This is a genomic window from Pseudofulvimonas gallinarii, from assembly GCF_004343305.1.
Taxonomy (GTDB): Bacteria; Pseudomonadota; Gammaproteobacteria; order Xanthomonadales; family UBA2363; genus Pseudofulvimonas; species Pseudofulvimonas gallinarii.
Genome location: NZ_SMAF01000009.1, coordinates 99,652 through 126,551, shown reverse-complemented (window position 1 = coordinate 126,551; position 26,900 = coordinate 99,652). Strand labels below are relative to the sequence as shown.

Here is a 26,900-nt window from a genome sequence, read left to right as displayed (position 1 = left end):
TCGGGTCCATGCGCAACTGTCCGACATCAAGCTCCGGCCCGACCTGGTGCGCTCGTTCTTCGGGCATCCAAGTGTCGCCTATATTTCTGACTGATGAGTAACTCGGCATCAACGACAACACCCTGCGGGGTGACGTCACATCAAAACTTGCAGTGCGGAGTTTGAGACAGACTGCCTCAACTCCTCCGCAACGGCAGGGTTGTTGTGGTCATGGAATGTCCCCCTGGCCCGGCCGGGTCCCTGCAAAATCAACCGCTTCGGTGCGCGATGCGCCGAATTGTCAGGCACGGATCAGTGTCTTCTTCATCATTGTTCCACCCGGCAGGATGTTGGGTAGTGGAACCTGTTGTGTGACCAACAGTGGTCTAGGATGACGTGCGTACCGAGTAATCGGTGGGTGCGAAGCTCATCTGACAAAGCCTCCCCCAGTGGGCCGTCGAGTCGCGAGTCGAGACGTGGAAGCACCTCAGCAGCAGAGGTGTCAGGGGCCAGACCGGCTGAATCTGGGCAAGATATCTGAACCTTTGATAAACGTCGTAAAGAGTGACACATGCAAGCTGGCTGGGCATGTGAGGAGGTCGGTTAACCCGCTGCATGGACGGGTTACGTCACCACAATGATCTCCGGCGAAAAGAAGGGCCCTGTGTCAGTCATGTGATGAAGAAGGAACGTGGTAAGCCCCTATGTCCGCCCTCCGGGCAGGCCGACCGCAAGCAACGCTGTTGGGCATCGGGGTAAAGGAGGCAGGAGAAAGCAAATGCCGCTTTGTAACGAAGCGGATAAGCCCACTTCCTGCTGGTCTGCGATCACGAGACACTTGTCTCGGCTCGAAACCTGACCCTCTGGGGGCAGGTATCACACCCTACGGGGGCACACGCCCCCGCAGGGGAACGTGCGTCCTCGTTGGGTCCAACCCAAGGAGTGAAGCATGAGAGAGCACCCGAACACGGTGTCTGCGCACTCCCACGCGCCCGACAACTGGCACGCCATCGACTGGCGGCGGGTTGAACGGAACGTGCGAGCTACGCAAGTCCGTATCGTGAAGGCGATACAAGAAAGCAACTGGCGCCGGGTGAAAGCCCTGCAACGGATGCTGACCCGCTCGTTCTCCGCCAAGGCATCGGCGGTACGACGGGTAACGGAAAATCAAGGAAGCAGAACGTCTGGAATAGACAAGGAACTGTGGACCACACCCAAGACAAAATTGGCAGCAATCAATCGGCTACAGACACGAGGTTATCGGCCAATGCCGCTACGCCGCGTGTTCATTCCCAAGGCCAATGGCAAGCAACGCCCGCTGGGCATCCCGACGATGTTGGATCGGGCCATGCAGGCGCTGTATCTGTTGGCGCTGGAGCCGGTCAGCGAATCGATCAGCGACGCAAACAGCTACGGCTTTCGTCGCAACCGGTCGACGCACGACGCCATGTCTCAACTGTTCGTATCTCTTTCCCTGAAGGCTTCGGCCCGGTGGGTGCTGGAGGCGGACATTGAAGGGTGCTTCGATCACATCGGCCACGACTGGTTGCTCCGGCATGTCCCCACAAATGCCGAGGTGCTCAGGAAATGGTTGAAGGCCGGAGTGGTCCACAAGGGTCGATTGGCGCCAACAGATGAAGGCACGCCACAAGGCGGAATCATCAGTCCAACGTTGGCCAACGTCGCACTGAACGGTCTGGAATCGAAGCTGATCGCGCATCTACGTTCGCGGCTTGGCTCGACAAAAGCCGCGAAGCTGAAAGTCAACGTCGTGCGGTACGCGGACGACTTCGTGATCACCGGCGAGTCGGAAGACTTGTTGGCGTCAGAGGTCCGACCTTGGGTGGAAGCGTTCCTCGCCCAGCGAGGTCTGCGACTTTCCGAGGAAAAAACTCGGATCGTGCATATCGACGAAGGCTTCGACTTCCTGGGCTGGAACTTCCGCCAGTACGGGGGAAAACTGCTCATCAAACCGAGCACCAAGAACGTCAAGGCGTTCTATCGCAAGGTGAAGGAAGCAATCAGCAATCGCAAGACGGTAAGACAGGCGGACCTGGTCCGTGTGTTGAACCCGATGTTGCGAGGCTGGGCGAACTATCATCGCCCGGTCGTGGCGAAGGCCGCCTACAGCCGCATGGATCACCTGATCTTTCGCGCGCTGTGGCGCTGGTCAAAACGGCGGCATTCGAAGAAGAACGCCCGGTGGATCAAGGAGAAGTATTTTCCAGCCATCGGCGTTCGGAATGGGTGTTTTCCGCCGATCACGTCAAGGACGACGGCACGCGGCAGACGCTGACGCTGCACCGGTTGGCCGACACCGCGATCAAGCGACACGTCAAGGTCAAAGGGAACTTCAACCCCTTCGACCCAGCCGATGAGCAGTACGGGGAAACGCTGCGCCAACGCCGCCTGCTGGAAGCAGACGGCACCGGGCACAGTGGAGCGCCCTGTACCGCTCGCAACACGGCCGATGTGCAGTATGCGGATGTGCGATCACCGCGGAAACCGGGTGGCACGATCACCACATCATCCCACGGGTGATGGGGGGACCGCACACGCTCGGCAACCGGGTACTATTTCACCCTGTATGCCATACCAGCGTTCACCAACTTGGACTGACCGTTGTAAAGCCGCCCCCGCCATAGGGGGTTACGACAGGCTTGAGCCGTGTGCGAGGGAACTCGCACGCACGGTTCTTAGGGGGGAGGGCTCACGCAAGTGAGTCCTCCCACCCACCTAACGGGAACGTTCGGACTGTTCGGCGCCCTCGTCGGTGTCGCGGTCGTCCTCGCGCTGCTGGCGTTGTGGGCGCTGTCGTCACTGGTGAAGGCCGCGCGGGCAAGGCGGCCGCTGCGCACCCTCAACCGGCTCGCGCTCAGTACGGTGCTGGCACTGGCTGCGGCTGGATCGGCGTTCTTCGGACTGGCACTGCATGGCTACGACCGCCTGACCAGCGAAGTGCCGGTCGCCCGCCTGAGTTTCGCGCGGTCCGGCGACCAGCAATGGCTGGCGCACCTGCGGCTCGCCGACGGCCGCCAGCTCGAACTGGCGCTGGCCGGCGACGAATGGCAGCTTGATGCGCGCGTACTCAAATGGCGGCCGTACGCGGTGATCGCCGGCCTGGACCCTGTGTACAAGATCGACCGCCTCAGCGGCCGCTATCGCGACATCGAACTGGAACGATCGCGGTCACGTTCGGCCCATGACCTGGCCGGCGATGGTGCGCTGGACCTGTGGCAGCTCGCCCGCGCCTATCCGAAATGGCTGCCGTTCGTCGATACCGAATATGGCAGCGGCGCCTACCTGCCGATGCGCGAAGGCGTCGAATACGAAGTGACGCTCAGTCCCTTGGGTGGCCTTGTCGCACGGACAGTGACGCCCGCCACGGCGCCGGCCGGGCGCGACTGAATCCGGCCGGCCGCTGCGCGGCGCGGGCGGCGCCGCATACGCGTGATGGACGGCGGCTCGTCGGATCGCGTGGTCAGCACCAGCAGATCCAGGCCCAGCGCCGTCAGCGGCAGCCACCACAGCCAGAGCGAGACGTGGCCGGCGTGCAGCGCGGGCAGGCACAGCTGAAGCATTCCACCCAGTCCCGCCCAGGCCAGCAGCATGCGGTGCCGGAACGAAAGGCGGTCGAAGAAGCGTTCGAAGACGGAAATCATGGCCTGCTCCACGCGTGGTTGATGACGTGGGCAGCCTGCGGCGCCGATGTCTCAGCGACCGCGACGGCGCGGATCCCTCAGCCCAGCCACCAGGCCCAGACGCAGACGGTGGCGACGCCGGCGAACAGACCGTAGCCGACCAGCGCCGAACTCAGCTCCGGTTCCAGGCGGGCCGCGACAGCCATGGCGCCAGCGGTGAACATGGGTGGCATCGCCGCTTCCAGCACGGCGACGCGAAACACATCCGGCCCCGGCGGCCACGCCATGAGCAGGGCCGTGGCGATGGCCGGCATGGCCAGCAGCTTGATCGCCAGTCCGACGCCAAGCGGTCCGCGCCGGCCTTCGGGCAGTCGCAGTCGCAGGTGCAGGCCCAGGGCGAAGGCCACCATCGGCAGCAGCGGCATGGCCAGCAGTTCGAACACGCTGCGTAGCGTTGGCGGCAGCGGCCCCGGCAACAGCAAGGCCAGCAGCAGCGCGAGGAAGGGCGGGAAACGGACCAGGCGGTTGAAGGCGCCCGCGAACGTGGGCCGTGACTGGCCGCCGTAGATCGCCAGCACCAGCACGCCGTAACTGGACAGCAGCAGGAAGGTGCCGAACTGGTCGTACACGGCCGCCAGTTGCACGGCCTGCGGGCCAAGCAGGGTGTCGATCAGCGGGAAGCCCAGGAACGACGTGTTGCCGAGCATCGCCAGCAGCACGGCGCCGGTCACGGGGCGCGGCCAGCCCAGCAGTCGGCCGCTGGCAAGCACGGCGGTCGCCGCGATACCGGTCAGCAGCCAGGGCATCACGGCCAGGACCAGCAGCTCCGCGCGCAGTTCCAGGCCGGGCACGCGGGCGAGGACCAGCGCCGGCAGGCAGATCCAGAGCACGGCGCGGTTGAGGCGGTCGGCCCAGCGCACCGACAGCCACTGGCGACGACGGCACAACCAGCCGCCTGCGACCGCAACCAGCATGGCGGGAATTTCAATCACGGCAGTCGTTCGGCAGCGGGAATCGGCGTGGGGGCGTCATGGCGGCTTGTCAGGCGGGACGTGTGCCGCCTGCGCTGGGCAGGCCGGCGGGCGGATTGTCGCGCCAAAGCCGGGCCGCGACAGCGCCATGCGGCGCGAAACCTCGTCGCTCGCCGCCAGCACGACGGCATTGCGGGTCGGGACGTGCGGAAGGCCATGTCGCCGGCCTCGGCCCCTCGCACGTCCGGTGTGATGTTGTTCGATCACACGGATGCCGTCCGGCATGCCCGGGCAAGGCATCGCCGGGGGCGCCAGCCTGCGCGCGCATGGCTGAAGGGTGCAGCCCCGATGTCGCACGGACCGGCGCCGCGCCGGCGCAGTCAGTCGCTGTAGTTGGCCAGGGCCAGGTGCAGCGTGCTCTTGGCTTCCTCGCGCAGGGGCAGCGGCTCGATGATTTCCGCATCGCCGCCGTAGCGCAGAACGTCGCCCAGCAGTTCGCGGGAATTGCTGTAAGGCAGGCGCAGTTCGTAACGCCCGTCCGGCAACCATTGGCCTTCCTGGCGCGAATGCCAGCGCTCGTCGGCAACCCAGCGCGCCGCGCGGGCGGAGAAGCGGATCACCGCGACCGCGCGCGTGGGGCCGGAGAAGATGCCGTAGCCAGCCACCACATGCGCGTCGAGCGTGGCCGGATCGACTTCGAGCGCGGCATCCCGGCCGATCTGCGGCGCGCGGATGCGATCGACCGCGAAACTGCGCAGCGCTTCGCGGCCATGGTCCCAGGCATCGAGGTACCAGTTGTCCCGGTAATGCACAAGCCGCTGCGGCGACACTTCGCGTTCGCTGCCACGTCCGGTGCTGCGGGCGTCGTAATGGAAGGAGAGGCGGCGCCGCTCCAGGGTCGCGGTGGCGACGCTGCGGAACACCGCCTCGTCGAGACGGCGCGCGGCCGAGGCGACGACGCGGATGCGGCCTTCGGGCCAGCCGCCGCTGCGGCCGGACTCGACCGACAGCAGGTGTTCGATGCGCGCCTTGAGCGGCGTCAGCGCCTCGTTGAGCGGACCGGCGCCGCTGCTGCGCGACGCCATCTCGTACAGCGCCACCAGCGCATGCAGTTCCTCGCTGGACAGCCACAGGCCGGGCAGCTCGAAGCGTTCGCCGCCGGCTTCGACGTAGCGCGCGGAGCTGGGTTCGCCGCCGAGGATGATCGGCGCACCCAGGGCATCACGCAGGTAGCCGAGGTCGCGGTAGATGGTGGCGCGCGAACAACCCAGTTCCTCGCGCAGCGTATCGATCGGAATCGGCCGACGCGCCGCCCGCAGCTTGCGGTGCAGGGCCATGATCCGTTCCTGGCGGCTGGTTTCGGCGCGCGGCTTGCGTGGCCGGGTCGCGCCAGTGGCGTCGTCATGGTCGCTGCTCTGGCTCATGTCATTGCTTGCGGCGTTGGGGACAGGCGGACTGTAACGGGTCCACCGGTGCCGATGCGCGGTTCCTGCCGCGATGTTCCATCCTGCGGCCGCTACGGCGGCGATGTGACGACCCCGGCGCCGGCACCAGGGCGGATCCCGCTGGCGCGGAGGCGAATCTCGCCCGCGCCGTCGCCGTCAGTACATCGCTTCCTCGGCCGTCTCGCTGCCCAGTGCCGAGCCTTCCGCCAGTCGCATGCGCAGGGCCAGGCCTTCGCGCGAATCGGCGTGCGCCAGCGCTTCCTCCTGGCTGATGCGGCGTTCCTGGTAAAGGCGGTACAGCGCCTGGTCGAAGCTCTGCATGCCGTTCTCGAGGCTGCGCTCCATGGCGTCCTTGAGCTCGTTGAGGCGGCCGTGGCGGATGATGTCGCGGGTCAGCGGCGTATTGATCAGCACTTCCACCGCCGGCACGCGGCGGCCATCGACGCCGACGGTGAGGCGCTGCGACACGATCGCCACCATGTTCATCGACAGGTTCATCAGCGTCGTGTTCTTGGTGCTCTCGGGGAAGAAGCTGAGGATGCGGTCGATGGTCTGGTCGGCGTTGTTGGCGTGCAGCGTCGTCAGGCACAGGTGGCCGGTCTCGGCGAACGACAGCGCCGCCTCCATGGTCTCGCGATCCAGGATCTCGCCGATCATGATCACGTCCGGTGCCTCGCGCATGGCGTTGCGCAGGGCCGAGTGGTAGCTGTGGGTGTCGAAGCCGACTTCGCGCTGGTTGATCAGCGAACGCTTGTGCTTGTGCAGGAACTCGACCGGATCCTCGATGGTGAGGATGTGGCCGCTGGAACTTTCGTTGCGGTGGTCGATCATCGCCGCGAGCGTGGTGGACTTGCCCGAACCGGTGGCGCCGGCGACGACGATCAGGCCGCGCGGGCGCATCACCAGGTCGCGCAGCAGCGGCGGCAGGCCCAGGTGCTCGATGCGCGGCAGCTCGGTCTTGACGTTGCGGATGACGATCGCGACTTCGGCACGCTGGCGGAAGATGTTGACGCGGAAGCGGCCGATCTGCGGCCGGCTCACCGCCAGGTTCATTTCCCAGGCGCGCTCGAACTCGGCGGCCTGCATGTCGTCCATCAGCGCGTTGGCGAAGGCTTCGACGGCGGCGGCGTTCAGGGAAGTGGAGCCGACGGCGCGCATGCGGCCTTCGACCTTGAGGTAGGGCGGCGCCCCGACGCTCAGGAACAGGTCCGACGCTCCCTTGTCCACCATCAACCGCAGATACGGATCGACATCCATCGCACTTCCCCCTGGCAAACGAAGCCGGCCGGTGAAACCGGCAGGCGTCGATCATAACTGAATTCGGAAATTTCGCTCCCGGCCGTCCCGTTGCGCTCGTAAAGCCTTGTTTTTACGGTTAAACATGATTTAACACAGGCTTGTGTGATGCAGGCGAAAGGAGTAGGTTGGGTTTGCCGTGGAAGTGCAGTCCACTGGTGACCGAATGAAACGCTGGAACTCCACATCGCAGCCCCCTTGTCGCGGGACCTGCCCGAGCGATGGAGTGTGGGGCGCCGCCACCACGGCGGTCCGGGCGATGTCGATTCCCCTCTCCAGCGCAGGCTGCGGCCGCGACCCCCTTTGTTGTCATGCGTACCCGGGCGGCGTGCCGCCTCCCGGGTCGCGCCTGTGTGCCGGTCCACCCTGACCGGCTTGAAGCAGCGAGAAGGAGAGTATCGATGTTCGAACAGCAGCAGAGTGAGATCGAATCCCTGATCAAGGACAACCCCGAGTTCCGCACGCTCTACCAGCGCCACCGCGAGCTGGACAAGAAGGTTCTGGATGCCGAGCTCGGGGTCTTGCCGATCGACGATGTCACGCTGATCCAGATGAAGAAGGAAAAACTCTGGGCCAAGGACCGCCTGACCCAGATCTTCGAAACTCAACGCGCCACGGCCTGACGGCCGGGCAGCTGGGCGGGTCGAAGCGAGGTCGCTGAAAGCGCCGCTTCCTCCCGCCCTCCGGGGCGGTGGGCCTGGCCTGGTGAGCCGCCCCAGTTCCGAGCGCGGGACCTGGCAATCGAGGTTCGGGACGCAACCGGCGTGCGTGCGCGCCGCCGCACAAGAAATCCCGCGGTGCCTCATGGGCACTCGTCCGGCGCCCTTGGTCCCGCTCGGACCGAGCCCGGCACCCTGGCCGCCGCTGGCTCGATCACAGGTCCGCGAACGGCACTTTGCATTTCGCCGGAGCGCCCGACCGGCGCGGCGCGAGTGCTCCGGACTACAATGGCGGCGATCCGTCCAGTCCGCGATGCGTGGACCGGGCCCCGGCCAACCCCAATTCCGGAACCACGATGATCCACGACAGCGTCCTGGAGCTGATCGGCAACACGCCCATGGTGCGCGTGCGGCAGCTCGACACCGGTCCTTGCGAACTGTTCCTCAAGCTGGAAAGCGCCAATCCCGGCGGCTCGATCAAGGACCGCATCGGTCTGTCGATGATCGATTCGGCCGAGAAGGCAGGCCGCATCAAGCCCGGGGACACGCTGGTCGAAGGCACTGCCGGCAACACCGGCCTGGGCCTGGCCCTGGTCGCGCAGCAGAAGGGCTACCGCCTGATCCTGGTCGTCCCGGACAAGATGAGCCGCGAGAAGATCTTCAATCTCAAGGCCATGGGCGCCGAGGTGGTGCTGACGCGCTCCGACGTCGCCAAGGGCCATCCGGACTACTACCAGGATCTCGCCGAGCGCATCGCCCGCGAAACGCCGGGCGCCTACTTCATCAACCAGTTCGGCAATCCCGACAATCCGCGCGCGCACATCGAAAGCACCGGTCCGGAGATCTGGTCGCAGATGGACGGCCGCATGGACGCGATCATCCTCGGCTGCGGCTCCTCGGGCACGCTCAGTGGCCTGTCGAAGTACTTCGCGCAGACCGCGCCGGATGTTGAATTCATCCTGGCCGACCCGGTCGGCTCGATCCTCGCCGAATACATCAACGAGGGCACGCTCAGCGACAAGTCGGCCTCGTGGATGGTCGAAGGCATCGGCGAGGATTTCCTGCCCAGCATCTCCGACTTCACGCGGGTGAAAAAGGCCTACGCGATTCCGGACAAGGAGAGCTTCCTGACCGCGCGCGAGCTGCTGGCGAAGGAGGGCATCTTCGGTGGTTCCTCGACCGGCACGCTGGTCGCCGCGGCGTTGCGCTACTGCCGCGAGCAGACGCAGCCCAGGCGCGTGGTGACGCTGGTCTGCGATACCGGCAACAAGTACCTGTCGAAGATGTACAACGACTACTGGATGCTGGACAACGGCTTCCTGGAGCGCCAGCCCACCGGCGACCTGCGCGACCTGATCATGCGGCCGTTCCAGCAGCGCGACACCGTGGTGATCGGTCCGAACGACCTGCTGGTCACGGCCTACCAGCGCATGAAGCTGTACGAGATCTCGCAGCTGCCGGTGATGGAGGGCGATGACCTGGTCGGCATCCTCGACGAATCGGACGTGCTGATGCACGTCTACGGCGACGAGTCGCGCTTCCGCGACCCGGTCTCGACGGCGATGGCGACGAAGCTGGAAAAGCTGCAGGTCGACGAGCCGGTCGAAAAGCTGCTGCCGGTCTTCGATCGCGGCCTGGTCGCCATCGTCATGGATGGCGAGCGCTTCCTCGGCCTGATCACGCGCATCGATCTGCTCAACTACCTGCGCCGCCGCGTGCATTGATCCTTACCCCTTCCTGCAAGCATCGACCTCATGAGCCAGCACGACGCAAACCTGGGCCTCGGTACCCGCGCCATCCACGCCGGGCAGTCCCCCGACCCGACTACCGGCGCAGTGATGACGCCGATCTACGCGACATCCACCTACGTGCAGTCCAGCCCGGGCGTGCACCAGGGCTTCGAATACTCGCGCAGCCACAACCCGACGCGTTTCGCCTGGGAGCGCTGCGTCGCCGACCTCGAAGGCGGCCGCCGCGGCTACGCCTTCGCCTCCGGACTCGCGGCCACGTCGACGGTGCTGGATGTGCTCGACAGTGGCAGCCACGTCATCTGCATGGATGACGTCTACGGCGGTACGTATCGACTGTTCGAACGCGTGCGCAAGCGCTCCGCCGGGCTGGAATTCAGCTTCGTGGACCTCGGTGACCGCGCCGCGCTGGAAGCGGCCGTGCGTCCGGAGACGCGCCTGATCTGGGTCGAGACACCGACCAATCCGATGCTCAAGGTGCTCGACATCGCCGCCTTGGCTGAATTCGCGCGCAAGCGCGGCATCCGGCTGGCCGTCGACAACACCTTCGCCACGCCGGTGCTGCAGCGGCCCCTGGAACTGGGCGCGCACCTGGTCATGCATTCGGCAACCAAGTACCTCAACGGCCATTCCGACATTGTCGGCGGCATGCTCGTCGTCGGCGACGACAGCGAACTGGAAGAACAGCTCACCTTCCTGCAGAACGCCGTTGGCGGCGTGCAGGGACCGTTCGACAGCTTCCTGGCGCTTCGCGGCCTCAAGACCCTGCACCTGCGCATGAAGGCGCACTGCGAGAACGCGATGGCGCTGGCGCAATGGCTCGACGGCCATCCGGGTGTCGACAAGGTGATCTATCCGGGGCTGCCCTCACATCCGCAGCATGAGCTGGCGAAGCGGCAGATGGCCGGCTTCGGCGGCATCATCAGCGTCTACGTCAAGGGTGGTCGCGAGGCTTCCGTGCGGATGATGGAACGCTGCCGGCTGTTCGCGCTGGCCGAGTCGCTGGGCGGTGTCGAAAGCCTCATCAACCATCCGGCGATCATGACCCACGCCAGCGTGCCGCCCGAGCGCCGCGCCGAACTGGGCATTGCCGACAACCTGGTGCGCCTGTCGGTCGGCGTCGAGGACCTGGAAGACCTGCGCGCCGAGCTCGACGCGGCGTTGCGGGGCTGAGGGGCGGTCCCCTTGCCGGTGAGGGTTCCACCCATGGTTTCCCACAGTGTCATCGGACGGGACCCCGTCGATGTCGATGGCGCGGCAAGGCATAAGCGTGACCATATAAAGTGGCGTCTGGGAGATAAGCGGTGAGCGTGGAAAAAATGGATCAGGTTCGTTTACGGTTGGCCAACTGGCTGCTGAAGGGATTGCGGCGCAAAGCTGCGGGAGATGATCCGTACCATCGGACATTTGCCCAATTCCGGCAGATGGTTCTTGATTCGACCAATCCGGCGGTACTGGAAATCGGCTCGCGCAATGTTTCAGGCCACAATGGCCGCGAACGTTTTCCTGGCGTCACCGACTACACTGGCGTGGACATTCATCCAGGGGAGTATGTCGATGTTGTTTCGGATGCTCATCAGTTGGGCAAGGCATTCCCCGAGAAGCGTTTTGATTTCGTCTACTCCATATCGGTTTTTGAGCACCTGATGTTTCCTTGGAAAGCCGCCATGGAGATCAACGAAATCCTGAAGCCGGGAGGCCATGTGTTTGTGGCGACTCATCCGGCTTGGATTACACACGAGTTGCCATGGGATTTCTGGCGATTCCTGCATCACAGCGCACACTGCATGTTCAACCCGGTTACCGGTTTTGAAGTGGTTACCGTGTCGGAAGGTTTGCCCGCCAGGATGTTCTCGCTCGTGCGTGACGCGGCCACGCGACCCATGCACCTTTTCGAGATGCATCAGGGCATAGCGATCATCGCCCGCAAGGTGGGTGACTATGACCGGACGCGGTTGCGCTGGGATCTGGTGCCGGCTGACGTTACTGATTCAATCTATCCTCGTGCCGCAGTAGATTCGTGAAAGTGCGGACTGCCTTGCTCGCGCAGCGCGTACATGATTCCGGGTTGTGTTGTTAATACTTGCGCCGCCCCGTCAGCGGGCAGTTAAAACAGGTGGGGATATCGTGATTTCTTTGAATGACCTCAAACGTGCCGCGGACCAGGACGCAATTATCATTGCTGTCGCTGCCCGACAGGTCATCGAATCAGGATGGTATGTGCTCGGCCCGTCGGTGGCAGACTTCGAGTCGCGCTTCGCCGGCTTCTGCGGCGTTGATTTCGCGACAGGGGTTGGTAATGGGACGGATGCGCTGGAGATTGCCATGCGGGCCCTGGGCCTGGGTCCAGGCGATGGCGTGGCAATGGTTGCAAACGCCGGCATGTATGCAGCCACAGCTGCTGTTGCCGCCGGATGCACTCCTGTCTATTGCGATATAAACCCCGGCACCCTCCTCATGGATCCGGATTCACTCGCGACGCTGTCCGGGGAAACGGTTCGTGCAGTTGTCGTTACCCATTTGTATGGATTGTTGGCGGATATGCCGGCGATACTCAATGTGGCGCGCTCCCGGGGTTGGGCTGTAATCGAGGACTGCGCGCAGGCACACGGGGCGCAACGCGATGGAAAGCGCGCAGGCAGTTGGGGTGACCTGGCTGCTTTCAGTTTTTATCCCACCAAGAACCTGGGCGCCTGCGGGGACGGTGGGGCAGTTGTTGGCGCCGACAAGACACTCATGGACAGGGCCCGCTCGCTCCGCCAGTACGGCTGGCGCGGCAAATACTACGCGGTCGAACCGGGTGGGCGGAACAGTCGGTTGGACGAATTGCAGGCTGCGATTCTTTTGGCGAAACTCCCCGCGCTGGATCAGCAAAATGCGCGCCGACGGGCGATTGCCAGCTACTACCGAGGTGTCCCCCATTCCGGGCTGGTGTTCCAAGATGATGAGGGCGAAGCGCATGTACATCATCTTTGTGTTCTGCGCTCCAATCATCGTGAGGCCTTTCAGGCGCATCTGGCAAGCCACGGAGTGGCCAGTGACATTCACTATCCTTGTCCGGATCACCGGCAGCCTGTTTGGAATGGTCGCTTCAATGGAGTTCGGCTACCGGTCACCGAACGCGTATGTCAGGAAGTCGTCACAATTCCCTGTCATCCGTGGATGGACGACGGTGAGGTTGAGCAAGTAGCCGACGCCATCCGAGCGTGGAGTCCTTGATGTTCTCACTTATCATTCCTGTCTATCGTAATGAGCAATCGATTCCACGGCTCCTTGATGCGATTGCCCAAATCCGCAGCCGGATCGAAGGTGGGTTCGAAGCAGTCTTCGTTGTAGATGGGAGTCCCGACTACAGCTCGCGTGAATTGGCCTGTCGCCTGCCAGAGTACGGATTCCAGGCCTGTCTGGTAGATCTGAGTAGAAACTTCGGTTCCTTTGCTGCCATCAGGGCAGGTCTCGAGATGGCTTCCGGTGACCATTTTGCCGTTATGGCGGCAGATCTGCAGGAGCCCCCCGAGCTTATCGTGCGATTTCATCAGAGGCTGCAAGCCGGCGATGTTGATGTAGTGGTGGGTGTTCGACGCGGACGGAGCGATCCATGGCTGACGCGCCTGCTGTCGGGCATGTTTTGGCGCGCATATCGAAAACTGGTGATGCCAGAGATCCCGCCGGGGGGTGTTGACATATTCGCCTTCAACCGGGCTGTTCGCGACCAGCTGCTGGCGATGAGGGAGGCGCGAAGCTCGCTCGTTGCGCAACTTTTCTGGTTGGGATTCCGCAGGGTGGGGGTTGAATACGAACGACTGCCGCGACTGGAAGGAAAGAGTGCGTGGGGATTTCGGCGCAAGCTCGACTACCTGTTGGACAGCCTGTTTGCATTTTCAGATCTGCCGATCCGCCTTCTGGTTGGACTCGGGATGCTGTCCCTTGCAGGTGCACTGATCCTAACCGTCGTTGCAATGGTATCGAGGCTGATTGGAATTATCGATGTGCCGGGCTATACGGCAACGCTTATCGTCCTGCTCGGATTTGGAGGACTAAACGCCCTGGGTCTTGGCATTGTTGGTATCTATGCGTGGCGGGCTTATGAAAACACCAAGGGGCGGGCGTTATCGGTGATCCGCTCACACGAGGTATTCAGGGGGCGGGAAGCTCCGGGTACGGAGGAGTCAATGTGAGTTCGGAATACTACTGTCACCCCGCCGCGCTGTGCGAGTCTGTCCATATCGGGGCACGCAGCCGCATCTGGGCCTTTGCACACGTGCTTGAAGGTGCGCGCATCGGTACGGATTGCAACATTTGCGATAACGTCTTCATAGAGAGCGGTGTAGTAGTTGGGAACCGGGTGACGGTCAAGTGCGGCGTGCAGTTGTGGGATGGAGTGGTTGTTGAAGATGACGTGTTCATCGGTCCAAACGCGACCTTCTGCAACGATCCTTTTCCTAGAAGCAGACAGCATCTTGCTGGCTATCCGGTGACGACATTGCGAAGAGGGGCTTCCATAGGGGCCAATGCGACCATACTTCCAGGCGTGGTCATCGGTTCCAATGCGATGGTTGGTGCGGGTTCTGTCGTGACCAAGTCGGTGCCGCCGAACGCCGTCGTCGTGGGCAACCCGGCGCGAATTGTCGGTTACGCCACAGGTCAGGCGGCGAGCGCCGATTCGGTCCGAGGGTTTGATGAGTTGGGGAATGACCAGACTGTCGACTTGGGCGTAAATGGGGCCAGTCTGTATCGCCTTCCGAATGTACGCGACCTTCGGGGCAGTCTTTCGGCGGTAGAGTTTGGTCTGCACGTGCCCTTCGAAGTGAAGCGTGCGTTCATGGTCTACGATGTTCCAAGCAGGGAGGTTCGCGGCGAGCACGCTCACTGGCGTTGCAGTCAGTTCCTGATCTGTGTTCGTGGAAGCTGCGCCGTCGTGGTCGATGACGCCCGGCAACGTCGCGAGATTCGATTGGATCGGCCCGATATCGGTCTCTTGCTGCCACCCATGACCTGGGGTATCCAATATAAATATTCACCCGATGCCCTGCTGCTTGTCTTTGCTTCCGAACACTATGATCCGGAAGACTATATCAGGGACTATGACTACTACCGAGAGACCATGGAGCAGGCGTGACTCCGGATTTCAATGCGAAACTGTGCGCCGAAATTTGGCGTGCCATCAGGTTTGTCCTGACCGGGCTCGTCAATACCGGAATGTCCTACGCGGTTTATCTGACCCTGCTTCGCGCCATCGGTTACCACGCGGCCTATGTGCTCGCCTTTCTCTGTGGGCTTGGTGTGAGTCTGGTCCTGAACCTGCGCTGGGTATTCAGGGTTCCGCCGACATGGAAGAGAATCATGCGATTTCCTCTGGTTTACTTGCCACAACTTTTGGCTGGCATGGCCCTTAATCATGGACTGATCCGAGGCGTGGGTATCGATCCACGCGTCAGTGCTCTGGTGGTTATCGCTGCGTTTTTGCCCTTCAACTACCTTATTGCCAAGCTGGTGCTGGGCACGAGGGCGCCACATGTGGCGCAAGATTGAATTCTGGAGGCCTTCCGTGTTCGCAAAGGTTGGCGTTTGCGGGCGCCTCGCTGTCGCCCATGGGGTGCGCAATGAGAATGTGTAGCGAGGGGCCTGAGTGGATTCGCATCTGGATCGGGCCACGCCTGCTGACGCTCCTTGTAATCTTTACCTTATGCTATTTTCACGCACTAGCGAATTATTCTCTTCAGATAGATGATGAGCTTGCTTCGGTGCGCAGTGATCCTGGGGTATGGCTCATGCAGGGTCGATGGGGGGCTTATCTGTTTGAGCGCTGGGTAGTCTCGCTCCCTGCGATACCTTTCGCAGCACTGTTCATTTTCGGGGTGTTTTCTTCTATTGCGTACCTGGTGCTGTTGTCCGCGCATGGGGTGGTCCGACCTGCTGTCATTCATGTTCTGTCGTTTCCGGTATTCGCGGCCTTTCCGACCTGGATGCACTTGGCGGCGTTCTCTGCGAACATCGCCGCCGCAGGGCTTGCTTTGCTGTTCTGCTGTCTTTTCGCTCGAGCCTTCGTGTCGTATGTCGACGCAACAACTAGCCGCAGCGCAGGTGCGTTGACGCATCTAATGCGGGCGGTCGTCCTGGCTGCCCTCGCTACTTCAATCTATCAGAGCTTTGTTATTACCTGCGCGGCACTAGGACTAGGCTTGCTGGTTGCCAGAGCGCTGGCGCAGCCGGAGGCATCCAGGCCTCTTCGCGATCTGGTCATGCTGATGCTGATCCTTTGCCTGGCAGTAGCCACTTACTGGATCATGAATTCCATTTTCCTGTACGCCACTGGCCTTCGCGATGGCGGATACGTTGGGAATATCGTGAATATCCGGCATTTCTTTTTGGATCCGCTGGGTATGGTGAGGGCTGCGCTGCGGAACATGGCGGCTGTTTACGGCGGCAGCGCCCACGTGTTCGGAATGAACATACTTGGGTTCCCGCTCCTGATCCTTGTTGGGATCGTTGCGATTGGGGCACTCACGATCTCTGTCGTACCTTCTTTCGCAAAACGCGCCGTGATTCTGGCAATGATTGGGGTGCTAGTGCTGGTGCCCTTCTCCCTGGATATCCTTTCCGGGGGAATGCCAGTTCGAACGATGGTCGCGGTTCCTTCCGCGGTATGGTTCTTCACGATGGCGGGGCTTACGAGTGGCCAGTACTGGCTGGAGAAGATTTCCGTCGTAGCCCTACTGATGTCGCTATTGGGACTGGTACAAGCGAACAATCTCGTGCAGTCAGTGGACATGGCCGTGCGTCATCATGATCGGCAGTTGGCGGCGGACCTTTACCGCCGCATCGCAGAGGTGCAAGAGAGTTTCGATTCGCACAAGATCTATGCCGTCGACATCCATGGTGCACTGCCCTTCCAGCCTCTACAGGTGCGGCCGATGACATCAACCTGGGGCTATTCGTTTTTCGAGTGGGACGGCGGCAATCTTTTACGCATGGTTTCTTACATGCGCCTTTTGGGTTACACCAATCTCGTCGAAGCCAGTGCTGATCGTCGGCGCGCAAACCTGAGCATTTTTTCCGCGATGCCAAGGTGGCCTGCGCCCGGCAGCGTAGTCGTTCACGAAGGCAATACACTGATCAAGCTCGGTGATATGCCGGGCTACCCATTCAACGTGCCATGAGCATCACCCCGGGGGGCGGTGTCGAAACACAGCGCAGGACGACCCGGGGGCAATCACAACGTTTCCAAGTGGCTGCGATGGACAACCAGACAGACAATTCCTCAGGCTGCGGCGTGCAGGTAACCGTCACCGTGCCCATCTTCAATGAAGAAGGCAACATCCTTGATCTCTACATGCGTACGCGCAATGCGTTGGATGCACTGGGGCGCACTTGGGAGATTGTTTTTGTAAACGACGGCAGCAGTGACGGTTCGGCCCAATTGTTGGATACCCTTGCGGCCTCGGACGATCAGGTCAGGGTGCTCCATTTCAGTCGCAATTTCGGACAAACGGCCGCGCTCATGGCGGGGCTCGATCATTCACGAGGCGACATTGTGGTCCCCATGGATGGGGACATGCAGAATGATCCGGAAGACATCGGCCGTCTTCTGGAAAAATTGGATGAAGGGTTTGACGTGGTGTCTGGATGGAGGAAGGAGCGACAGGATCATCCGCTGCGAAGAAATATGCCAAGCCGTGTCGCAAACTGGATAATCTCGCGGGTGTCTGGCGTTCATCTCCACGACTATGGTTGCTCCTTGAAGGCGTACCGCAAAGAAGTGCTCGACGGCGTCAAGCTGTATGGCGAGATGCACCGCTTCGTGCCGATCTATGCGGCCTGGAACGGTGCGCGCGTCGGCGAGATGGCGGTGACCCATCATCCGCGCATCCATGGCGTTTCCAAGTACGGACTGGAGCGGGTCATCAAGGTCGTTCTCGACCTGCTGGTGGTGAAATTCCTGTTCAAGTATTCGAGCAAGCCGATCTACGTGTTCGGCGGCTTCGGCCTGCTGTCGATCCTTCTGTCGTTCGGATTGGGGTCGTGGGCCCTCGGCCTCAAGGTGTTTGCCGGAACGTCGCTGATCCAGACGCCGCTGCCACTGCTGGCCGTGTTCGCCTTCATGATCGGCGTGGTCAGCATCCTGATGGGACTGTTGGCGGAGATGATCAACCGCACGTATCACGAATCGCAGTCGAAACCCGTCTATCGCATTGCCCGCATCGTCGGCACCCAGGGCGCCTGATCCGCGATGTGCGGCATCGCCGGTTTCGTCGGACGGGGTGATCGCGCCCTCATCGAACGGATGACTTCACGCCTGGCGCATCGGGGTCCCGATGCGCAGGCCGTCGCCATCGACGGGGCACAAGGCGTCCATCTCGGCCATCGCCGCCTGTCGATACTCGACGTCCAAGGCGGTGCGCAGCCCATGAGCGATGGCGACCTGACCATTGTCTTCAACGGCGAGATCTACAATTTCCAGGCATTGCGCGAGGAGCTTGAACGCGGCGGCGCCGTCTTCCGCAGTGACCACTCCGATACCGAAGTTGTGTTGCATGGCTATCGCGCCTGGGGCGACGCGCTGCCCGAACGGTTGAACGGCATGTGGGCGTTCGTGATCCACGACCGCCGTGCGCGGACGCTGTTCTGTTCGCGCGACCGCTTCGGCAAGAAGCCCTTCTACTACCGTCACGCGCCCGGGCTGTTCGCCTTTGCATCCGAACTGTCGGCGCTGCGCGCGCATCCGGACGTGCCGTCGTCGCTGGACCGCGTCGCGCTGCGCAAGTATTTCGCCTATGGCTTCGTACCGGCACCTTTGACCCTGGTCGAAGGCGTGCGCAAGTTGCCGGGCGGCTGTTCCTTGCGTCTGGACCTGGCAAGTGGCCGGCTATCCGAACATTGCTACTGGCGCTATCGGGTTGAACCGGATGCCGCGCTGGCATCGCGTCCGACAGCGGCGCTGGTGGAAGAACTGGCCGGCCTGATCGACCGGTCCGTCGCCCGCCGCCTGGTCGCCGATGTGCCGGTCGGGCTGTTTCTCAGTGGTGGTGTCGACTCCTCCACCATCGCCGCGGTGGCGTTGCGGCAGGCGGGCCGCGAACGGCTGCGGACGTACTCGATCGGCTTCGACGAGGCCAGTTTCGACGAGTCGGCGTCCGCGCGTGCCGTCGCGGCGCACATTGGCGCCGACCATCAGCTGCGTCGTCTGAGTGTTGAAGAGGCGCGCGCCAGGCTGCCGGCATTGCTGGCCGGCATTGATGAGCCGATCGCCGACTCCTCCATCCTGCCGACCTGGCTGCTGTGTGGCTTCGCGCGTGAACAGGTGACCGTCGCTCTGGGCGGCGATGGCGCCGACGAGCTGTTCGCCGGCTACGACCCCTTCAAGGCGCTGCGCTACGCGCGCTGGTATTCGCGGATGGTACCGCGGCCGGTGCATCGCGCGATCTGTACGCTGGCATCGCGTATGCCCGTGTCGCATCGCTACATGAGTTTCGACTTCCGCCTGAAGCGGCTGCTGCGCGGCATCGACCGCAAGCCCGCGTTGCGCCTGCCGGTGTGGCTGGCACCGGCATCGGAGATGGATCTGGCCGAGCTGTTCGCCGATCCGGTGCCGTTGGACGAGGTGTATTCCGAAGCCATCGAGGCGTGGGAGAACTGTCCTTCCGACGACGATGTCGATCGCGCCAGCAGCTTCTTCGTCGACCTCTATCTGCAGGACGACATCCTGGTCAAGGTCGATCGTGCCAGCATGCTGCATTCACTGGAGGTGCGCGCGCCGTTCCTGGATATCGAACTGGTTGACTTCGCGCGCCGCCTGCCGTCGTCCTTGAAGTTGCGGGGCGGTCAGACGAAATGGCTGCTCAAGGAGGTCGCCGCGACCTTGTTGCCACACGACATCGTGCACCGGCGCAAGCAGGGCTTTGCGCTGCCGGTGGGACGCTGGCTGGCGGAAGGACGCATCGGCGAATCACTGGAGGTGCCCGCGCCACGTGCCGATGTGTGGACGCGTCGTCTCGCGGAGCACCGCGCCGGCAGCGCCGATCATCGCCTGTATCTGTGGAGCGAGATCATGCTGTCCGGCAGTCGCGCCCTGGAAGGCCTGCGTCCTGCGCAGGCGGTGCAGTAGCATGCGTCCCTGCGGAGAAGGCGGAGAACATCATGGGCATTGAACAGGGACTGGGTGTGCGCTGGCTCGCCTTCGCGGCACTGGGTCTGGTCATCGTCGGCAATGCCGTCGGCAACCTGCTGCTGAAACTGGGCGCCGATACGCCGGCTGGCCGGCCCCTGCTGTTCGGCTTGCTTCCCTGGCAAACAGTCGCCGGCATCGGCTGCTTCGGGTTCGGCATCCTGGCCTATGCCTGGGCGCTGAAACATTTTCAGTTGCATGCGGCGCAGATCGTGGTGTCGTTGCAGTATGTCGCGGCGATCCTGCTGGCGGCGCTGGTGCTGGGCGAGCATGTCTCCCCGACCAAGTGGCTGGGTATCGGCCTGATCGCGGTCGGATTGTTCATATGCACGCGTTGATCCTGCCGCGCCTGCCCAGGCCATTGGCCGGGCACGCGCCTGGAAACGCATCGACTTCCGACAGCAACCGTCAGGCCGTCGTCCGATGCGTTGCAACAAGAACGGATCAACGGGGCGATGGCGCGCATTCATTCAATGCCTGCGGCAAGCCGCGTTAGAGGAGAATTGAATCGTGGGTCATGTCTACGACCAGCATTTCATGGACTACACGGCCAGCGCGTCGCGGCACGCGGCGATGAAGGTGGCTGCGATGCTGCGCGAGCCGCTGGCGCTGCGCAGTGTGCTCGACGTCGGTTGTGCAACGGGCACCTGGCTGGCCGCCTGGCGTGAAAGCGGCATTGAAGACATCCACGGGGCGGATGGCGACTACGTGCGGCGTGAGCACCTGCTCATCCCCGAACACTGCTTCCATGCGGCCGATCTGTCACGCCCCCTGGACCTCGGGCGTCGATTCGACCTCGTGCAATCGCTGGAGGTCGCCGAGCATGTCGACGCCGCGTGTGCCGACCAGTTCGTCGCCAACCTCGTCAACCATGCCAGCGGCGTGGTCCTGTTTTCCGCCGCGCCGCCGGGACAGGGCGGCGAGTACCACATCAACGAGCAGCCGCTGGACTACTGGCGGGAAAAATTCGCGCGCCACGGCTACCGTGCCTTCGACGCGATTCGGCCGCAGTTGTTGCCGGATGCCGCGGTGCCATTCTGGTACCGGTTCAACACGCTGCTGTACGTGCATGACAGCCGCATTGCCGGACTGCCGGGCTCGATCGTCGCCACGCGCATCGGCGATGGCCATGCCGTGCCCGACCCGTCCCCGGCGCTGTTCCGGCTGCGTCGTCGCGTCGTCGCCAGTCTGCCCTATGCCTGGCAGCAGGGACTGGCCCGCCTGAAGGCGCGTGTGCTGCGCAGCGGCCGGTTCTGAGGAACCAGTGAACCCCACCGCGATGGGCGGCCGGCGACTCACGTCCGATCACGGAGTCGCCGGCTCGAACCCATCGCTGAAGATGAACTCAAGGCTGTCGTCGGACCACCCCAGCAGCTCGAACAGGTTCATGCCCAAGGCCGTGGTCTGCGCATCGACCTGCCAGTCCAAATCCAGTGGGAAAGTCGGCTCGAAGATCGTCGCGGTCCGGATCCCGGGCGCGGGGGCACCGTCGACCGCGATATCGCCGACACGGAAAGCGTGGCCGCTGTCGTGCAGGTGGTGAAGCAGAGTGCCATCAAGCGCCGAATGGGCGGGAAGGCCGCGTCGCACGACCTGCTTGTCCGATGCGAACGGCGGCTGGAAACCGGAAAACACCGGATCGATGGCGCCGGTCTGGACGACAAGCAACCTCGGTGCGACCAGCGCAAGATAGTCGGATATTTCCAAATATTCAGTAATTGTCGAATGATGCCATTCCCAGCAGGGATGGTTGTCGCGGTGGCGGATCACGGCCAGGTCCGGGCTGTAGCCGGCGACAATGGTTGCCGCCACGCGTTCATCCATCGCGCCGACGATGGAGGCGACTTCACCGCCCATGGACAGGCCCGCGACGACGATTTTTGACGGATCGACTTCAGGCAGGGTCAGCAGGTAGTCGATCGCACGCATCGCCGTCCAGGCGCGCTCACCATCCTCTTCCCAGTCCGTGCCCAAGCCGGGAGCGGCGATGGGCGGATGAGCGACGTTGCCATGGGCCGGATCGTCACCGTACGTGCGGTGCGATACATCCAGTGCCAATACCACATAGCCTTGACGGGCGAACGCTTCGCCATACCAGTAACCGGGATCGTCCGGATTCATCATGGAATAGGCGCTGCCGCCGTGCCCATTGAGCACGACAACTGCGGCCCTCGTCGGGTTCGCTGATGTCACGGGTCGCGCCAGCCAGGCATGCGCGTCGCGCACCAACGGGTCTGCGCCATAGGGGTTGGGAAGTTCGAACTGGAGCGCCAGCTCCTCCAGACGATACGCGCGTGGCCACGCCATTGGATTGTCGTCGCGTCGTGGCGTCATGGCGATCGATGGAAATGGCGGGAGCTTGCTTTGCAGTGCCGTCACCGACATGCCCAGCGGTGCCGGATTCCGCGCCATCGTGAGCAAGGCAAGCTGGCTTCGCAGCCGCGACTGCCAGCTCTCGACCTGTGAAACCGGCGATGGCGGGGCAACCCCGCGTCCGAGCACTTCGGCGCGTGTGCCCTGCCACGGATGCAGCACAGGATCGCCGGCCTGGAAATAATGGCCGCTGATCCGGCGGCCGTCGACCGTGCCGGAAAAGGCCTGCCAGTCGCTGGTGTGGCCGCGATGGAATTGCAGCAGGGTGCCGTCCCAGTGCGTGACCTGCAGGTCATATTGCAGGGCTTCGTCGAGTGCACCCTGGTCCACGCTTGCATAGACCTTCAGCGTGCCGATGAACAGGCCGCTGCCCGCCGGGCTTTCGTCGATGCGCAGTCGAGCGCGATATTGTCCGTCCAGTACGAGATCGAAGGCGCGAGGCCCCAGTCCGGCATCGAGATATGTGGCATTCCAGCCGGTGATGTGACCGGTGAAGGCGGCAATCGCCGGCTGTGACGGTAAAGCCACCGGTGCGGTAATCCGCCCTTTGAGAACGCCTTCGACAACATGCACGCGGTACCAGCGGTACAGTCCGCCGGGCAGGCTGGATCTGAAGGTCAGGCGCCGGGTCTCTGGATACCATTCCAGAAGTTCAATGGGGTCGGCCGCTCCTGGTGCGCCTTCGACGCGGATCCAGCCGTTCCAGTTGCCGCCGACGTGATTCAACTGCATCTCAAGGCGTTGCCCTCCCGACGAGAGATACCAGAAGCCTTCTGGCGAACTGGTGTCCTGTGCCGGCGCGGTGCCAGCGACACAGAGCGAGAGCAGGGCAAGCGTTGTCAGCCGGAGGGCAAGTGGCATGGGCCTTCCTTTTCCGCATGTATGGCAGCGCGCGCCTGGCAGCACTGCCGGAAGCCGGTGATGCGAATTAGGTCACGGATCGACCTGAACGTCGTTCAGGACAGATGGCAAATTACAGGATATGTCAACGTGAGGTGGTCACGTTGTAACGAAAAGCGCCGGGTCAACGCAACCCCTGTGTTCGGCGTGTGCGTCGCCGCATCGACGTCTCAGAATTTCATGCGCCTGAAGACGAACTCGGGAAGCGCGCGGATGATCGCCATGACCGGGCGCCAGAACCACGGCACGTAGATGACGGCGCGATCGCGGTCGATCGCGCGCACGATGCTGGCGGCAACACGCGATGGCGATGCCCAGAGCGCACTCTTGCGGAAGCGGGCAGTCATCGGTGTATCGACAAACCCCGGCTTGATGGTGAGCACCTGGATGCCGCGTCGGCCCAGCCGCTGTCGCAACGCGCTGGCATAGGTTTCCACCGCGGCCTTGGCGGCGCCATAGATCGCATTGCTGGCGCGTCCCCGATCACCGGCCACGGAACCGATCACGGCGAGATGGCCGCTGCCCTGTAGCTCGAGCAGCGCGGCGAGCCGATGCATCAATGCGATCGTGCCGGTGCCGTTGGTGTCGAATGCATCCATCGCGGTAGCAAGGTCGCGGTCGCACTCGCCCGGATCCGGAAGCGTTCCGTGCGCCAGCAGTGCGATGTCCACGCCGGCCATGGCCGTGCGCGCCTGTTCAATCGCGGAAACATGCGAAGGCCTGTCCCGGACATCGAGCGTCGCCATCGCGACTTCGGCGGCGCCGCGCGCGCGCAGGTCGTCGGCAATGGCCCGCAGTCGTGCCTTGTCGCGGCCGAGCAGATAGAGGGCATCGCCGCGCTGGGCCCACAGTCGTGCGCAGGATTCCGCGATCGCCGACGTGGCACCGATGACGAGGATCTTTTTCATCATTGCATCCTGCCGGAACCGGTCATCACACGGCGCCAGAAGCTGGAGGAGAAGGCCGGGTCGCGTAGCTGGTCGAACGCCGGCCAGCGCGGGAAGAATTGCCGGAAATGGCGGCCCGACATGCGCGCATCCTTTGCCGGATACACGGCACCGCCGGCGGCGGCGACGACGCCGTCCAGGCGATCCAGCAGGGACAAGGTCGCGTCGCCGCGATTGGGGAAATCCAGTGCCAGGGTCGTTCCCGGACGTGCGAACGAGAGCAGGCCGGGCGACGGCAGGTCACCAAATCGCTTCAGCACGGCGAGGAAGGAACCGCTGCCGGCCGACGCCACCGCGTGCAACAGTTCCTGCACGGCGTCGCGTTCCGATTCCGGCGGGATGACGCACTGGTGCTGCAGGAAGCCGCGTGGTCCGTACAGGCGGTTCCACTCGGCGATGCCGTCGAGCGGGAACAGGAACGGGGCATAGGGCTGTCGCCGCGGGCGCCGCAACGGCCGGCGGTACCAGGCGCCGTTGAAGAAGCGCGCGCCGAGGCCCCCGATCATCGGCACGGGCGGCGTGAAGGGCACCGCCAGCCGTGGCGGCGCCAACTGCCGCGCAGGTCGTGAATCGGCGACGAAATTCGCCCGGCTGAATATGCCGCGCCCGGCCTTGTTGCCGCGCGCCAGGCAGTCGATCCACGCCACGCTGTGTTCGTGGCTGTTCGCCGATGCCTCGCTGAGGGCGAAGAACTCGTCGAGGCCCGCGAAACGGACATGCTCGACCTGCATCCAGGGACCGGGAATGGGGGCCAGCCTGATTTCCGCCCAGGTCATCAGTCCGGTGAGGCCGAGGCCGCCGATGGTGGCTTCGAACAGCCCGGTGTTTTCCTCCGGCGAACAGACGAGGCGACGGCCATCGCTGCGCAGCAGTTCGAAGCGGCGCACATGCCGTCCGAAACTGCCAGCGCGATGATGGTTCTTGCCGTGGACATCATTGGCAATCGCGCCGCCGACGGTAACGAAGCGCGTGCCGGGCACCGCCGGCAGGAACCAGCCGTGCGGAACGACCAGTCTCAGGATCTCGTCGAGGCTGACGCCGGCCTCGCAGGCCAGGACGCCGGCTTCACGATCGAAGTGGATGAAGCGGTCGAGGCCGCGCGTGAGTAGCAGGGTACCGTCGCCGTTCTGGCAGCTGTCGCCATAACTGCGGCCCAGGCCATGCGGCAGCAGCGTCGTCGATGTCTGCGGCAGAGCGGCGTTACGGTCGCGCAAGACGACCTGCCGCGCTGGCGGGAGGCGCGGATGGCGACCCCAGCCGATGCCGGTGTCGTTCATATCGCCGCGCCGACGGTCACCAGCGCAGCGACCAGGACCAGCAGGCTGGCCGGATCGGTCAGTGCGAACACGAGTGGATCGTCATGCATGCGGCGGCGATGGCTGAGCAGCCATACGCGCCCGATCCAGAACAGCAGCAGCGGGCACAGCAGCCACAGCAGGGTCGGCCGCGCGTACAGGGCGGCACTGGCCGGGCTGTTGATGTAGAGCGCGAACACCAGCACCGAGGCGTATCCCGCGGTCACGCCCAGCATCGCGACCAGCGGCAGGTCGCTGACGCGGTAGCCGCGTCCGCTCACATGTGCCTCGCCCAGCTCGGCGACTGCGCCCAGTTCGGTATGTCGCTTGAGCAGCGCCAACGACAGGAACAGGAACATCGAGAACGCCAGCAGCCAGAACGAAAGCTCGACTTGCAGCGCCAGCGCACCGGCGATGATCCGCGCGGTGTAGAGCGCCGCGAGGACCACCACGTCGAGGATCTCCACGCGCTTGAGGCGCAGCGAATAGGCACAGGTCAGCAGGAAATAGGCGGCCAGGGCGACGACAAAGGCCAACGGCAAGGTCGCGATCGCCAGCGCGAACGCGCTGGCCAGCAGCGCCAGGGCGACACCGGATCCAGCCAGCGCAGAAAGCTGCCCGGCGGCGAACGGGCGCAGGCGCTTGCGCGGATGGCGGCGATCGGCCGCCAGGTCGGCGAGGTCGTTGAGCAGATACACGCCCGAGGCACACAGGCAGAACGTGACGAAGGCAAGCGTTGCCTTCGCCAGCGCGGCCGGTTCGAATACCAGGTGCGCCGTCAACAGCGGCACGAACAGCAGCAGGTTCTTCGCCCATTGGTGCAGGCGCAGCGCCCGCAGCCAGGCGATGGAGGTGCCGGTGCGCGGCGCAATCTCGTGCACGACGTTGCCGTGCGCCAGCGCAGCGCGACTCACGCTCGTCGTGGCATTGCAGAGGATGGCCGAGTGCGCGCGTTGCCAGACCGGCAGGTCGGCGGCGTCGTTGCCGACGTAGTCGAAGCCGCGCTCGCCGTAGCGTGCCACCAGCGCGTCGGCCTTGCGTCCGGCCGACAGGTTGTCCTGGCCGTTGCTGGCGATCACCGCATCGAAAAGCCCCAGATGAGCGGCGACCGCCTGCGCGATGGCGGCATCGGCCGCAGTGCAGAGCACGACCTGTCGTTCCTCGCGCTGGGATCGGATCCATTCCAGCAGCGGCTGGTTGTAGGCCAGCGTGCCCGGATCAACCCTATGACGCGCCGCGAGCGCACGTTTGAAGCCGGCCTTGCCGCGCAGCAGCCATGCTGGCAGAAGCAGGGCATTGACGGGTGCCGCGTGCAGCAGGCCGAGCAGTGATTCGTGCAGCGTGTCGCCGAGCACCAGCGTGCCATCGAGATCCACGACCAGCGGACGCGGGCGGTTCCCGGTGGATGGCGTCGGTTCGGACGATGGATGCATGCAGGCGAAAGGGCCGGTGACCTGGCCGCGATCATAGCGGATCGGTCC

At 63.7% G+C, this 26,900-nt stretch carries 24 protein-coding genes; 17 read left to right on the top strand and 7 right to left on the bottom strand.

Annotated elements, in window-relative coordinates:
* The first annotated feature begins 928 nt into the window (after positions 1-928).
* From ltrA to EDC25_RS08315, 4 genes are all read left to right on the top strand, one after another.
* On the top strand, positions 929-2,275 hold the full coding sequence (gene ltrA, locus EDC25_RS08320; RefSeq protein WP_240639551.1) for a group II intron reverse transcriptase/maturase: 1,347 nt from the start codon (positions 929-931) through the stop codon (positions 2,273-2,275).
* On the top strand, positions 2,227-2,520 hold the full coding sequence (locus tag EDC25_RS15025) for a hypothetical protein (protein WP_240639552.1): 294 nt from the start codon (positions 2,227-2,229) through the stop codon (positions 2,518-2,520). The genes ltrA and EDC25_RS15025 overlap by 49 nt, the downstream gene beginning before the upstream one ends.
* Positions 2,427-2,624, top strand: a complete 198-nt coding sequence (locus EDC25_RS15130; protein WP_341802779.1) for an HNH endonuclease signature motif containing protein — start codon at positions 2,427-2,429, stop codon at positions 2,622-2,624. Before EDC25_RS15025 ends, EDC25_RS15130 begins: the two co-directional genes overlap by 94 nt.
* A gap of 73 nt (positions 2,625-2,697) precedes the next feature.
* On the top strand, positions 2,698-3,387 hold the full coding sequence (locus tag EDC25_RS08315; protein WP_123520729.1) for a hypothetical protein: 690 nt from the start codon (positions 2,698-2,700) through the stop codon (positions 3,385-3,387).
* Positions 3,388-3,718: 331 nt separating this feature from the next.
* On the opposite strand, the gene EDC25_RS08310 is transcribed toward EDC25_RS08315, so the two are convergent.
* From EDC25_RS08310 to EDC25_RS08300, 3 genes are all read right to left on the bottom strand, one after another.
* Positions 3,719-4,612 carry an AEC family transporter gene (locus tag EDC25_RS08310; protein WP_132577406.1) on the bottom strand — a complete coding sequence of 298 codons (894 nt, stop codon included), beginning with the start codon at positions 4,610-4,612 and terminating at the stop codon, positions 3,719-3,721.
* A gap of 359 nt (positions 4,613-4,971) precedes the next feature.
* The gene (locus tag EDC25_RS08305) at positions 4,972-5,928 is read right to left on the bottom strand and encodes a helix-turn-helix transcriptional regulator (protein WP_240639558.1); all 957 of its coding nucleotides are present in this window, start codon (positions 5,926-5,928) and stop codon (positions 4,972-4,974) included.
* Between the two features lie 264 nt (positions 5,929-6,192).
* Positions 6,193-7,293: a PilT/PilU family type 4a pilus ATPase gene (locus tag EDC25_RS08300; RefSeq protein ID WP_123520732.1), complete on the bottom strand. Its 1,101-nt coding sequence runs from the start codon at positions 7,291-7,293 to the stop codon at positions 6,193-6,195.
* A 440-nt stretch (positions 7,294-7,733) separates the two neighbouring features.
* Here EDC25_RS08300 and EDC25_RS08295 point away from each other — a divergent pair, with 440 nt between their 5' ends.
* The 13 genes from EDC25_RS08295 to EDC25_RS08235 all read left to right on the top strand — a co-directional run bounded on the left by EDC25_RS08295 (position 7,734) and on the right by EDC25_RS08235 (position 21,161).
* Positions 7,734-7,955, top strand: a complete 222-nt coding sequence (locus tag EDC25_RS08295; protein WP_123520733.1) for an HP1242/YdcH family protein — start codon at positions 7,734-7,736, stop codon at positions 7,953-7,955.
* Between the two features lie 392 nt (positions 7,956-8,347).
* Positions 8,348-9,715, top strand: a complete 1,368-nt coding sequence (locus EDC25_RS08290) for a pyridoxal-phosphate dependent enzyme (protein WP_123520734.1) — start codon at positions 8,348-8,350, stop codon at positions 9,713-9,715.
* A 30-nt stretch (positions 9,716-9,745) separates the two neighbouring features.
* Positions 9,746-10,912, top strand: a complete 1,167-nt coding sequence (locus tag EDC25_RS08285; RefSeq protein ID WP_123520735.1) for a cystathionine gamma-synthase — start codon at positions 9,746-9,748, stop codon at positions 10,910-10,912.
* 131 nt (positions 10,913-11,043) lie between these two features.
* Positions 11,044-11,763: a class I SAM-dependent methyltransferase gene (locus EDC25_RS08280; RefSeq protein WP_123520736.1), complete on the top strand. Its 720-nt coding sequence runs from the start codon at positions 11,044-11,046 to the stop codon at positions 11,761-11,763.
* A gap of 103 nt (positions 11,764-11,866) precedes the next feature.
* Positions 11,867-12,958 (top strand): DegT/DnrJ/EryC1/StrS family aminotransferase, encoded by a 1,092-nt coding sequence (locus EDC25_RS08275; protein ID WP_240639553.1) that lies wholly within the window; start codon positions 11,867-11,869, stop codon positions 12,956-12,958.
* On the top strand, positions 12,958-13,917 hold the full coding sequence (locus tag EDC25_RS08270) for a glycosyltransferase (protein WP_123520737.1): 960 nt from the start codon (positions 12,958-12,960) through the stop codon (positions 13,915-13,917). The genes EDC25_RS08275 and EDC25_RS08270 overlap by 1 nt, the downstream gene beginning before the upstream one ends.
* Positions 13,914-14,858: a WxcM-like domain-containing protein gene (locus tag EDC25_RS08265; protein ID WP_123520738.1), complete on the top strand. Its 945-nt coding sequence runs from the start codon at positions 13,914-13,916 to the stop codon at positions 14,856-14,858. Before EDC25_RS08270 ends, EDC25_RS08265 begins: the two co-directional genes overlap by 4 nt.
* Complete coding sequence (locus EDC25_RS08260) at positions 14,855-15,271, top strand: GtrA family protein (RefSeq protein ID WP_123520739.1); 417 nt, start codon at positions 14,855-14,857, stop codon at positions 15,269-15,271. Before EDC25_RS08265 ends, EDC25_RS08260 begins: the two co-directional genes overlap by 4 nt.
* Positions 15,272-15,348: 77 nt before the next feature.
* Positions 15,349-16,899 carry a glucosyltransferase domain-containing protein gene (locus EDC25_RS08255; protein ID WP_164483863.1) on the top strand — a complete coding sequence of 517 codons (1,551 nt, stop codon included), beginning with the start codon at positions 15,349-15,351 and terminating at the stop codon, positions 16,897-16,899.
* Positions 16,896-17,963 (top strand): glycosyltransferase family 2 protein, encoded by a 1,068-nt coding sequence (locus EDC25_RS08250; protein WP_240639555.1) that lies wholly within the window; start codon positions 16,896-16,898, stop codon positions 17,961-17,963. The genes EDC25_RS08255 and EDC25_RS08250 overlap by 4 nt, the downstream gene beginning before the upstream one ends.
* 6 nt (positions 17,964-17,969) lie before the next feature.
* Positions 17,970-19,844, top strand: coding sequence for an asparagine synthase (glutamine-hydrolyzing) (gene asnB, locus EDC25_RS08245; RefSeq protein WP_132577405.1), 1,875 nt, complete (start codon positions 17,970-17,972; stop codon positions 19,842-19,844).
* A 32-nt stretch (positions 19,845-19,876) separates the two neighbouring features.
* Positions 19,877-20,242 carry an EamA family transporter gene (locus EDC25_RS08240; RefSeq protein WP_123520742.1) on the top strand — a complete coding sequence of 122 codons (366 nt, stop codon included), beginning with the start codon at positions 19,877-19,879 and terminating at the stop codon, positions 20,240-20,242.
* Positions 20,243-20,414: 172 nt separating this feature from the next.
* Positions 20,415-21,161: a methyltransferase domain-containing protein gene (locus EDC25_RS08235; RefSeq protein ID WP_123520743.1), complete on the top strand. Its 747-nt coding sequence runs from the start codon at positions 20,415-20,417 to the stop codon at positions 21,159-21,161.
* A 48-nt stretch (positions 21,162-21,209) separates the two neighbouring features.
* Here the strand turns inward: EDC25_RS08235 and EDC25_RS08230 are convergent, their stop codons facing one another.
* The 4 genes from EDC25_RS08230 to EDC25_RS08215 all read right to left on the bottom strand — a co-directional run bounded on the left by EDC25_RS08230 (position 21,210) and on the right by EDC25_RS08215 (position 26,852).
* On the bottom strand, positions 21,210-23,138 hold the full coding sequence (locus EDC25_RS08230; protein WP_123520744.1) for a dienelactone hydrolase family protein: 1,929 nt from the start codon (positions 23,136-23,138) through the stop codon (positions 21,210-21,212).
* Positions 23,139-23,347: 209 nt separating this feature from the next.
* Positions 23,348-24,085, bottom strand: coding sequence for an SDR family oxidoreductase (locus EDC25_RS08225; protein WP_123520745.1), 738 nt, complete (start codon positions 24,083-24,085; stop codon positions 23,348-23,350).
* Positions 24,085-25,401 (bottom strand): FAD-binding oxidoreductase, encoded by a 1,317-nt coding sequence (locus EDC25_RS08220; RefSeq protein ID WP_123520746.1) that lies wholly within the window; start codon positions 25,399-25,401, stop codon positions 24,085-24,087. The genes EDC25_RS08225 and EDC25_RS08220 overlap by 1 nt, the downstream gene beginning before the upstream one ends.
* A complete protein-coding gene (locus tag EDC25_RS08215) occupies positions 25,398-26,852 on the bottom strand; it encodes a UbiA family prenyltransferase (protein ID WP_123520747.1) in 1,455 nt (484 codons plus the stop codon). Before EDC25_RS08215 ends, EDC25_RS08220 begins: the two co-directional genes overlap by 4 nt.
* Positions 26,853-26,900: the final 48 nt, after the last annotated feature.

Coding starts and splice junctions, on each gene's coding strand:
- ltrA (WP_240639551.1), top strand. CDS start 929: ATGAGAGAGCACCCGAACACGGTGTCTGCGCACTCCCACGCGCCCGAC.
- EDC25_RS08305 (WP_240639558.1), bottom strand. CDS start 5,928: ATGGCCCTGCACCGCAAGCTGCGGGCGGCGCGTCGGCCGATTCCGATC.
- EDC25_RS08300 (WP_123520732.1), bottom strand. CDS start 7,293: ATGGATGTCGATCCGTATCTGCGGTTGATGGTGGACAAGGGAGCGTCG.
- EDC25_RS08295 (WP_123520733.1), top strand. CDS start 7,734: ATGTTCGAACAGCAGCAGAGTGAGATCGAATCCCTGATCAAGGACAAC.
- EDC25_RS08290 (WP_123520734.1), top strand. CDS start 8,348: ATGATCCACGACAGCGTCCTGGAGCTGATCGGCAACACGCCCATGGTG.
- EDC25_RS08285 (WP_123520735.1), top strand. CDS start 9,746: ATGAGCCAGCACGACGCAAACCTGGGCCTCGGTACCCGCGCCATCCAC.
- EDC25_RS08270 (WP_123520737.1), top strand. CDS start 12,958: ATGTTCTCACTTATCATTCCTGTCTATCGTAATGAGCAATCGATTCCA.
- EDC25_RS08255 (WP_164483863.1), top strand. CDS start 15,349: ATGTGTAGCGAGGGGCCTGAGTGGATTCGCATCTGGATCGGGCCACGC.
- EDC25_RS08250 (WP_240639555.1), top strand. CDS start 16,896: ATGAGCATCACCCCGGGGGGCGGTGTCGAAACACAGCGCAGGACGACC.
- asnB (WP_132577405.1), top strand. CDS start 17,970: ATGTGCGGCATCGCCGGTTTCGTCGGACGGGGTGATCGCGCCCTCATC.
- EDC25_RS08240 (WP_123520742.1), top strand. CDS start 19,877: ATGGGCATTGAACAGGGACTGGGTGTGCGCTGGCTCGCCTTCGCGGCA.
- EDC25_RS08230 (WP_123520744.1), bottom strand. CDS start 23,138: ATGCCACTTGCCCTCCGGCTGACAACGCTTGCCCTGCTCTCGCTCTGT.
- EDC25_RS08225 (WP_123520745.1), bottom strand. CDS start 24,085: ATGAAAAAGATCCTCGTCATCGGTGCCACGTCGGCGATCGCGGAATCC.
- EDC25_RS08220 (WP_123520746.1), bottom strand. CDS start 25,401: ATGAACGACACCGGCATCGGCTGGGGTCGCCATCCGCGCCTCCCGCCA.
- EDC25_RS08215 (WP_123520747.1), bottom strand. CDS start 26,852: ATGCATCCATCGTCCGAACCGACGCCATCCACCGGGAACCGCCCGCGT.